6 protein-coding genes are annotated in these 8,490 nt (G+C 52.2%); 2 read left to right on the top strand and 4 right to left on the bottom strand.

Annotated elements, in window-relative coordinates; genetic code table 11:
- Positions 1 to 238: 238 nt before the first annotated feature.
- From G544_RS0114850 to G544_RS0114840, 3 genes are all read right to left on the bottom strand, one after another.
- The gene (locus G544_RS0114850; protein WP_027275334.1) at positions 239 to 730 is read right to left on the bottom strand and encodes a YfbM family protein; all 492 of its coding nucleotides are present in this window, start codon (positions 728 to 730) and stop codon (positions 239 to 241) included.
- 77 nt (positions 731 to 807) lie between these two features.
- A complete protein-coding gene (locus G544_RS0114845; RefSeq protein WP_027275333.1) occupies positions 808 to 1,791 on the bottom strand; it encodes a quinone oxidoreductase in 984 nt (327 codons plus the stop codon).
- Between the two features lie 202 nt (positions 1,792 to 1,993).
- Positions 1,994 to 3,019, bottom strand: a complete 1,026-nt coding sequence (locus G544_RS0114840) for an alpha/beta hydrolase (protein WP_134388956.1) — start codon at positions 3,017 to 3,019, stop codon at positions 1,994 to 1,996.
- Positions 3,020 to 3,406: 387 nt separating this feature from the next.
- Here G544_RS0114840 and dnaB point away from each other — a divergent pair, with 387 nt between their 5' ends.
- A complete protein-coding gene (dnaB, locus tag G544_RS0114835; RefSeq protein WP_027275331.1) occupies positions 3,407 to 4,816 on the top strand; it encodes a replicative DNA helicase in 1,410 nt (469 codons plus the stop codon).
- A gap of 168 nt (positions 4,817 to 4,984) precedes the next feature.
- Positions 4,985 to 6,061 (top strand): alanine racemase, encoded by a 1,077-nt coding sequence (gene alr / locus G544_RS0114830; protein ID WP_027275330.1) that lies wholly within the window; start codon positions 4,985 to 4,987, stop codon positions 6,059 to 6,061.
- A gap of 72 nt (positions 6,062 to 6,133) precedes the next feature.
- On the opposite strand, the gene G544_RS20715 is transcribed toward alr, so the two are convergent.
- Entirely contained in the window at positions 6,134 to 7,450 is a 1,317-nt protein-coding gene (locus G544_RS20715; protein ID WP_051155780.1) for a cation:dicarboxylate symporter family transporter, read from the bottom strand.
- Positions 7,451 to 8,490 lie beyond the last annotated feature (1,040 nt).

Genomic DNA, 8,490 nt, shown 5'->3' with positions numbered 1-8,490 from the left:
AATTTAAAATTTCGTTTAAACGTTCTTTAAATATGGTTTGAATGAATAGAGCGTAGTATCAAATGTTTTGTAATTCCCCCGCTTTTGGGAGACTGGTATCAAATAAGCGTTTTCCTCTAACCCTTTAAAAATCCCGCGAATTCCCGTCTTTTTCAATCTAATCCCTAGTATCAATTCTTTTCCTTCCTCACACGGGGTTGCGGCAGGAGAGGGGAAGGCCGCCAGGGCGGCCCTGATATCAGAAGATGGTGACCAGTACGTGGCTGCCGTCTTTCAGACACTGCTGATAAAAGTGAATAAGCTGCTCGAGCGCCTGCTCCAGCTCCTCAAACAGCGAATCTTTATTTTCCGACTGCCAGATGTCCGGATAAATATTTTCTTCATCAAGGGTACGGGGAGAGAATTCGGCCTTAAGCGCCTTTCTGTCGACACCGCTCAGGGCGTTAATAATCTCTTTCAGCTCACCGTTGCCCGTTGCGGCGATGAACGTTTCGTCGTCGATAACGTGAACGCCGACGATGGCATCGCTCAGCGGGTCGCCTTCTAACGGTTCACTGGCGGATACGCCGGTCAGGATAAAGTGCAGGCCGTCCCACATCTTATCGAGATCCAGCGTCGGATTTTTCTCTTCCAGCATGTCGATTTCGTCAGTTAACGGTTCGTCGCCTAGGTCAATGAGTCGATTAAGCTCGTCTTCACTCACGGCAATATAGCGGGCAAGCATTCCCATAGATTGTGTCTCTCTTTTGGTTTTATAACCGCATGATAAAGCAATGCCGGCGTTTTGACACCGGCACATAAGCAACATTAGGGGATCAGCAGCGAAGAGCCCACGGTTTTTCGACTTTCCAGCGCTTGGTGCGCGCGAACGGCCTCATGAAGTGGAAAACGCTGCTCGGCAGGAACGTCGACGCTAATCGCGCCGCTGGCGATGAGGGAAAATAGCTCATTGGCCGCTCTCTGCAACTGAGCGTGAGTTTTCAAATAGTGACCCAGTGAGGGGCGAGTTACGTACAGCCCACCTTTTTGATTCAGGATGCCGATGTCTATGCCGGTTACCGGGCCGGACGAGTTGCCGAAGCTGACCATCAGCCCCAACGGGCGTAGGCTGTCGAGTGACGCCGTCCAGGTGGCTTTGCCCACGGAGTCATAGACCACGTTGACCTTTTCTCCGTTCGTCAACGCGGCCACGCGTTCGGCGATGTTTTCTTCCTGATAGTTAATCGTGGCCCAGGCGCCGTCCTTTTTGGCCTGTTCGGCCTTCTGCGCGCTGCCCACGGTGCCGATAAGCTTCACGCCCAGCGCTTTCGCCCATTGACAGGCGATGCGGCCAACGCCGCCTGCGGCGGCATGGAACAAAATGACTTCGCCGGGCTTGACGTGGTAGGTCATATACAGCAGGTAGTAAACGGTAAGCCCTTTAAGGAACGAGGCGGCGGCCTGTTCATAGGAGATGGACTTGGGCAGCGTAACGACCTTGTCCGCCGGCGCGTTGTGAATCGTGCTGTAAGCGCCCAGCGCCGCCTGAGCGTACACGACGCGATCGCCCGGCTTAAGGTGTTCCACTCCGCGTCCGATTTTGACCACGACGCCTGCCGCTTCGGTGCCGAGGCCGCTGGGCAGGCGAGGTACGGGATAGAGGCCGCTGCGAATGTAGGTATCAATATAGTTGATGCCGATTGCGCGGTTTTCTATTTGTACTTCGCCGTCAGCCGGGTCTGCAGGGGTAAATTCAACGACGTTCAACGCTTGTGGGCCGCCGTGTTGGCTGAATTCAATACGCGTTGCCATGTGAACTCCTTATGGTTGTCTGTTCGCTATAAGAGCTGGCGGGGATGTGTTTTCAGCATCGACGGGAGGTGGCGCTCGTGATGGCTGCGTTTTACCTTCACAGCGTTTGTAAACGCTGGCTTATTTAGTATATGCGCTGACGGTGTCGCTATGGCGACGCGGGTTTGCCCGCGCCGCGTTTTTCACCTTTTACTCAAGGCGATTACGGTTTTAACAGCTTCTGCTGCTTAAGCCAGTCAAACGTCATCTGTGCCAGCTCGTCAGAGTTATTGTCCATCATCAGCAGATGGGTGTTTCCCTTAACGCCTCTGGCCGGCAGATCGATATACTCAACGGAACCGCCCGCGTTTTTTACCGCCGTTAAATACTTCTCTACGTTGGCCCGATAAGTGCTCCACAGCGGGCTTTCGGCAATATAATCTCCCCAGAATACCAAGAATTTGACGTCCTTGACCTGCGCTACGTCGACTTTTTCCGGATCGGGTGCGCCGGAAGGCTCTAAAAGCACCAGCGCCTTGAAGCGGCTCGGTTCATTTTGCGCCGTTGTCAGCGCGAAGGCGGCTCCCTGACTGTGGACGACCAAAATGCTGGGGCCGACTTTATCAATCAGCTGCCGGTAGGCGGCCAGCGTCATAGTGTTGCTGGTTGTCCAGCGTGCGACGCTCTGTTTCCAGAATTGGTCCCAGTAGGCAACGGGAAAACGCTCGCCCTGATAGGCGACTCGCTGGGCCGGTTCGCTGTGATAACCGTCGGCGGGGCCGATGCGAAACATATTCCAACCGGCGTTTTGCGTGCGGTGTTCCGGTTCGCTCTTGACGATTTCCGGGTATCTGGCCCAGGATGAACGCCCGCGCTCGACGGCGTCGGATACATAGGTATCAAATCCTGCGCGCAGAAAGAATGCGTGCCAGCCGGGCTGACCGTCCGGTTTAGTTTCCCAGGTTACGCCCGTCATACCGCCGCCGTGCCAAAACATCATCGGGTAGTTGGAAACGGGGTTGGCCTGAAGCATGTACTGTACATACATTTGCCCAACCTGATAGTCGCCGTTGGGATCGGATTTTCTCACAGGGCCGCCGGCGACGGCCTGCACCTCTTTTACCGGCAGGCCGGACAGCGTCACCCGTTCGCCGCCGATGTGGAAGCTGCCGACGTCTTTAAGTCGGATCTCTTTAGGCTGCGCGTGGCAGGTATTTGCGAAAGTAAAAAGCAGAGGAATGGAAAACAAACTTTTAATTACTCCACCGGGCGTTAACTTTATGATGGATAGAGGCATAAGGCCTTCCTTGTTGTTAATTATCGGTCGTTCAATGGTGGTGCCATGATGCGCATACAACCGCGCATCGGGTAGGATAAAGTTTGTTTGTGCGAGATAAAATAAGACGACTATTCAATAAGATATTTTTGTGAACCAGTCTGCATTATTTTTTATTAAATAATAACTCAACGATCTTTTGGGTCGGATATACCAAGACGATGCCGCATCGGCGGCGTTTGCGGAGCAAAACGCCGTCAGTAGGGATGAGCAGAACCCTACGCAACGGTGTCGATTAGGGCTAAGAGAGGGTATACTCTGCGTTTTCACTGATAATGAATTTTATGCGGCGTTTTCACTATGGCAGGAAATAAACCCTTCAACAAACCGGCTGAATCTCGCGATCGTCAGATTGAAGGCGTGAAAATGCCTCCCCATTCTCTGGAGGCCGAACAGTCCGTCCTCGGCGGCCTGATGCTGGATAACGAACGCTGGGACAACGTGGCCGAGCGCGTCACGTCGGGCGACTTTTACAGCCGCCCGCACCGCGTTATTTTTACCGAAATGCAGAGGCTGCTGGAGCAGGGAAATCCGATCGACCTGATTACCCTGTCCGAATCTTTGGAGCAGAAGGGCGAGTTGGATCAGGTGGGCGGCTTCGCCTATTTGGCGGAGCTGTCGAAGAATACGCCCAGCGCGGCGAACATCGGTGCCTATGCCGACATCGTTCGCGAACGCGCGGTCGTGCGGGATATGATCTCGGTTGCTAATGAAATCGCCGACGCCGGCTACGATCCCCAAGGGAGAAGCAGCGAAGAGCTGCTGGACTTAGCCGAATCTCGCGTTTTTCAAATTGCCGAGAGTCGTACAAATAAGGACGAAGGTCCTAAAAGCATCGATCAGATTCTGGAAGAGACCGTCAGCCGTATCGAACAGCTCTATCAGCGCCCTCATGACGGCGTGACCGGCGTTTCCACCGGCTTCCACGATCTGGACAAGAAGACCGCCGGCCTGCAAAAGTCTGACCTGATCATCGTTGCGGCTCGTCCCTCAATGGGGAAAACCACCTTTGCCATGAACCTGTGCGAAAACGCGGCGATGATGCAGGAAAAGCCGGTGCTGATTTTCAGCCTGGAGATGCCCTGCGAACAAATCATGATGCGTATGCTAGCGTCGTTGTCCCGCGTCGATCAGACTCGGATCCGAACCGGTCAGTTGGACGATGAGGACTGGGCGCGCATTTCCAGCACGATGGGCATTCTGCTTGAAAAGCGGAACATGTATATCGACGATTCGTCCGGCTTGACGCCGACGGAAGTCCGCTCGCGCGCTCGCCGCATTTTTCGCGAACACGGCGGGCTGAGCATGATTATGATCGACTACCTGCAGCTGATGCGCGTGCCTTCTTTGTCAGATAACCGCACGTTGGAAATAGCCGAAATATCCCGTTCTCTCAAAGCGCTGGCCAAAGAGCTTCAGGTGCCGGTCGTTGCGCTGTCCCAGCTTAACCGTAGCCTTGAGCAGCGGGCCGACAAGCGCCCGGTCAACTCGGACCTGCGTGAATCAGGCTCTATCGAGCAGGACGCCGACGTCATCATGTTTATCTATCGTGACGAAGTTTATAACGAAAACAGTGAAGAGAAGGGCATTGCGCAGATTATTCTCGGCAAGCAGCGTAACGGTCCTATCGGCTCCGTTCGCTTGACCTTCCAAGGGCAGTGGTCCCGGTTTGATAACTACGCGGGGCCGATGCAGTTCGATGACGAGTAGTGAATTTTTAAAAATAGCGTTCCCGACGGCCGACTTTTTCTACCGCTTCACGGCGGTTTCATTCCCGTTTCATATCGGCTTCACATAGGCGGCTAAATAATTAAGCGGTTAGCCTATGACAGCGCTCGGGGCGCTATTCTTATCGTATTGATTAACTAAGGATCCAACATGATTTCGGCAACGGCGGTCGTTGACCGCAACGCGCTCAGGCATAACCTGCGGCGCATTCACGAAATGGCGCCGGGGTGTCGCGCCATTTCCGTCGTTAAGGCAAACGCATACGGCCACGGCCTGTTGGAAGTTGCCCATACGTTACCCGAATCAGACTGTTTTGGCGTAGCGCGCATTGAAGAAGCGCTGGCGCTGCGTTCGGGCGGAGTTATCAAGCCCATCCTGCTGATGGAAGGCTTTTTCAGCGCGGAAGACCTGCCGATGCTGGCGGTCAACAATATCGAGACGGTTGTGCACAGCGTCGAGCAGCTAGCGGCCTTGGAGGAAGCGAACCTTGATTGCCCGGTCCGCGTTTGGATGAAAATTGATACCGGCATGCATCGCCTTGGCGTTCGTCCGGAGCAGGCGGAGGCCTTCTACCTGCGTCTGAGCGCCTGTAAGAACGTGGTTCAACCGGTTAATTTGATGACCCACTTTAGCCGCGCCGACGAGCTTGAAGTTGACGTGACCCGCCAGCAGATTGCGCGCTTTGACGCGTTTGCAGGCGGCAAGCCGGGGCTGAAGTCTTTGTCTGCGTCAGGCGGCATTCTGCTATGGCCTGAGGCCCACCGCGACTGGATCCGTCCGGGAATTATCCTTTATGGCGTATCGCCGCTGGCTGACAGTATTGGAGAAAAGTTCGGACTTAAGGCCGCCATGACGCTGAAGGCCAGCCTTATCGCCGTGCGTGAACACCGGGCCGGCGAGCCGGTTGGCTACGGCGGCGCGTGGGTGAGCGAGCGGGATACGCGAATCGGCGTGGTCGCTATCGGCTACGGCGACGGCTACCCGCGCAATGCGCCAAACGGCACGCCGGTGCTGATTAACGGCCGCAGAGTGCCGCTGGTTGGCCGCGTTTCAATGGATATGATTACCGTTGATTTAGGACCCGAAGCAACCGACAAAGTCGGCGATGAGGCCGTTATCTGGGGCGAGGGGCTGCCGGTAGAGACTATCGCTGAATATACCAACATCATCCCCTACGAGCTGATTACCAAGCTAACCGCCCGCGTAGCGACTCGATACATAGGGTAGTTGATATAAAAAAGCAGTTGGGCGCCCTATGGCGCCCAACTGCTTTTCTTTTGTCTGTCTAGACCGTTCGTTTTACTCGTCGTCATCCAGCTGTTGACGCCGGCTTGGATGATACTCGCGGTTGATTTTCGCAACGGCGATGGTTGCCACGGTATTACCAATAATGTTGGTTACGGCCAGCGCCATTGACATAAAGCGGTACACGCCGAACATCACGGCAACGCCTTCCAGCGGCAAAAGGCCGGTGGTGGTGATCGTGGCCGCAAACACGACGAACGCGCCGCCGGACACGGTGGCCGCACCCTTGGACGTCAGCAGCATAATAAGCAGAATGCCGAACAGCTGATCGAGGCTAAGAGGGATACCGTAAGCGTTCGCCAGGAAGATAACCCCCATCGACATATAGATCGACGTGCCGTCAAGGTTGAAGGCGTAGCCGGTGGGCAATACCAGCCCCACCGTCTGGCGGGATACGCCGTATTTAGGCAGCTTTTCCAGCAGCCTGGGCAACACGCTTTCTGACGACGCCGTACCGAAGGTGATGTAAAGCTCTTCTTTGATGAACTTGATGATGTCAAACAGGTTCAGTTTGAAAACTAGGCAAACCGCGCCCAGCACAACGACGACAAACAGAATCAGCGTAATGTAGAATGCCGCGACCAGCCAGGTCAGCTTGATGAGCATATCTACGCCGTTACTGCCGACCGCATAGGCGATGGCGCCGAAGGTGCCAATCGGCGCCAGCAGCATGATAACGTGGATAAATTTGAAAAACGCATGGGCGATAAAGTTAAGGCCCTTTTCTACGACGACGCGCTCTTTCTCTTTCAATAACAGGATGCCGAAGCCGAACATCAGCGCCAGCACCAGCACTTGCAGCAGGTTATTTGATGAGAAGGCTCCCATGAAACTGTCGGGGAAAATCTCAAGGAAGAACTGGGCAAACGATTTGGGCGACGCGTGAGAAGCCTGAATCAGGCTGCTTGCTTGAGCGCTGACGCTTCCTTCCGCCAGAACCGTGCCGCTGCCAACGCTGAACAGCTCGCCCATGCCGAAGCCAAACAGGATGGCGATAGTTGAGACTATCTCAAAGTAGATGATGGCGCTCAGGCCGACTTTACCGACCTGTTTGATGTCGCCTGCGGCGCCGATGCCGAGCGCGACGGTTAAGAAAATGAGCGGCGCGACGGCGCTTTTAATCAACCGTAAGAAGATGTCTCCTAGCAGTTTCAGACTGGTGGCAAACTCCGGCCAAAGAAAACCGACTAAAATGCCTAAAATCATGCTGACGGCGATCTGAAAGCCGAGCCCTTTCCAAAAGGCCTTCTTAGGCGGAGAAGAAGCGTATGACGACGCTTCCTGTTCCAATGTATGAGTGTGGTTTGTCATAGCGTTTGCCTTAGCCGTTACTTACGTAAACTTATTGAGTTAATGAATGCAAAACGAAAGGAATGACGCATCGGTTAAGGAATAACTGCGCAGAGTTGGATAACCTGGATACCGGCTTTTCTGTTTTGCGATACTAAAACGGAATCGTCTTTTGAAGTGATAAAAACGTGTGAATTTTCCGTGTGCTATTACTGTTATAAAACCTCAGGCTCATTTTACAAAGAAACGGGCTTATTTTTTATGAGGTACCTAACAGAATAAAAAGTCAAAACGAGAAAAGCATCTTTCATCATGCATTCCTGCTTTATTTTTGTTACTGGTGCGTTTTAAATCCGCGGTCTATCCTATCCCATTATTCTTTAGTCTGACAAGTCTTGATAACGTAATGTTATTATTGCTATTATTATCAATTAATTATGGTGAAGGATTAAAACCTCTCAGTTTATAAAAGGTTAAATATGATTTGATTGTTATCCGTACAGTATGGGAAGGAAATACTGCTAATACATTAGCGCCGCTAATTAAAAACATAAAGAAAAATAAATTTATATTGAGTGTTTTGTGCTTATATTACGTTTTCCCCGTGATGAAGATTGCTTGTGTAGACGAGCGCAATGGCAAATTTCTGTGTGTCAGGTAATCAATATAGTAGCCATTAATTGTAGCTTTTTATGCTGTATTAATACTCGTTGATTTTTATCCGCCTATTAATTTCATTGTATCTCTAAAGAAAATTATAATTCTAACTTTTACTCTATAAATATATATCAGTAATATCGACAGACAATAAAAATATTAGCTTAATATAAGGTTTTTCTTATTCTTTGTCAGAGGAAAATCGCGTATTCTCCTCTGTGCGCACAAAATTTTTTTGTGAAAAATTTCTGGTAATTCATGGCGTTTCGCCATAGTCCCGCATTTCCCTGTCGTCGAGCTGAAGCCCTTGTTGGAGCGCTTTTGATGAGTGTTGAAGATAGAAAAAACTCACCGCATAGTGGACCTCTTTTCTTCGCCGTATTCATTCTATGGATTGGATCCCT

Origin of the sequence: Leminorella grimontii ATCC 33999 = DSM 5078 (genome assembly GCF_000439085.1) — a bacterium.
Lineage (GTDB): Bacteria > Pseudomonadota > Gammaproteobacteria > Enterobacterales > Enterobacteriaceae > Leminorella > Leminorella grimontii.
This window is presented reverse-complemented; position numbering and strand designations above follow the sequence as displayed.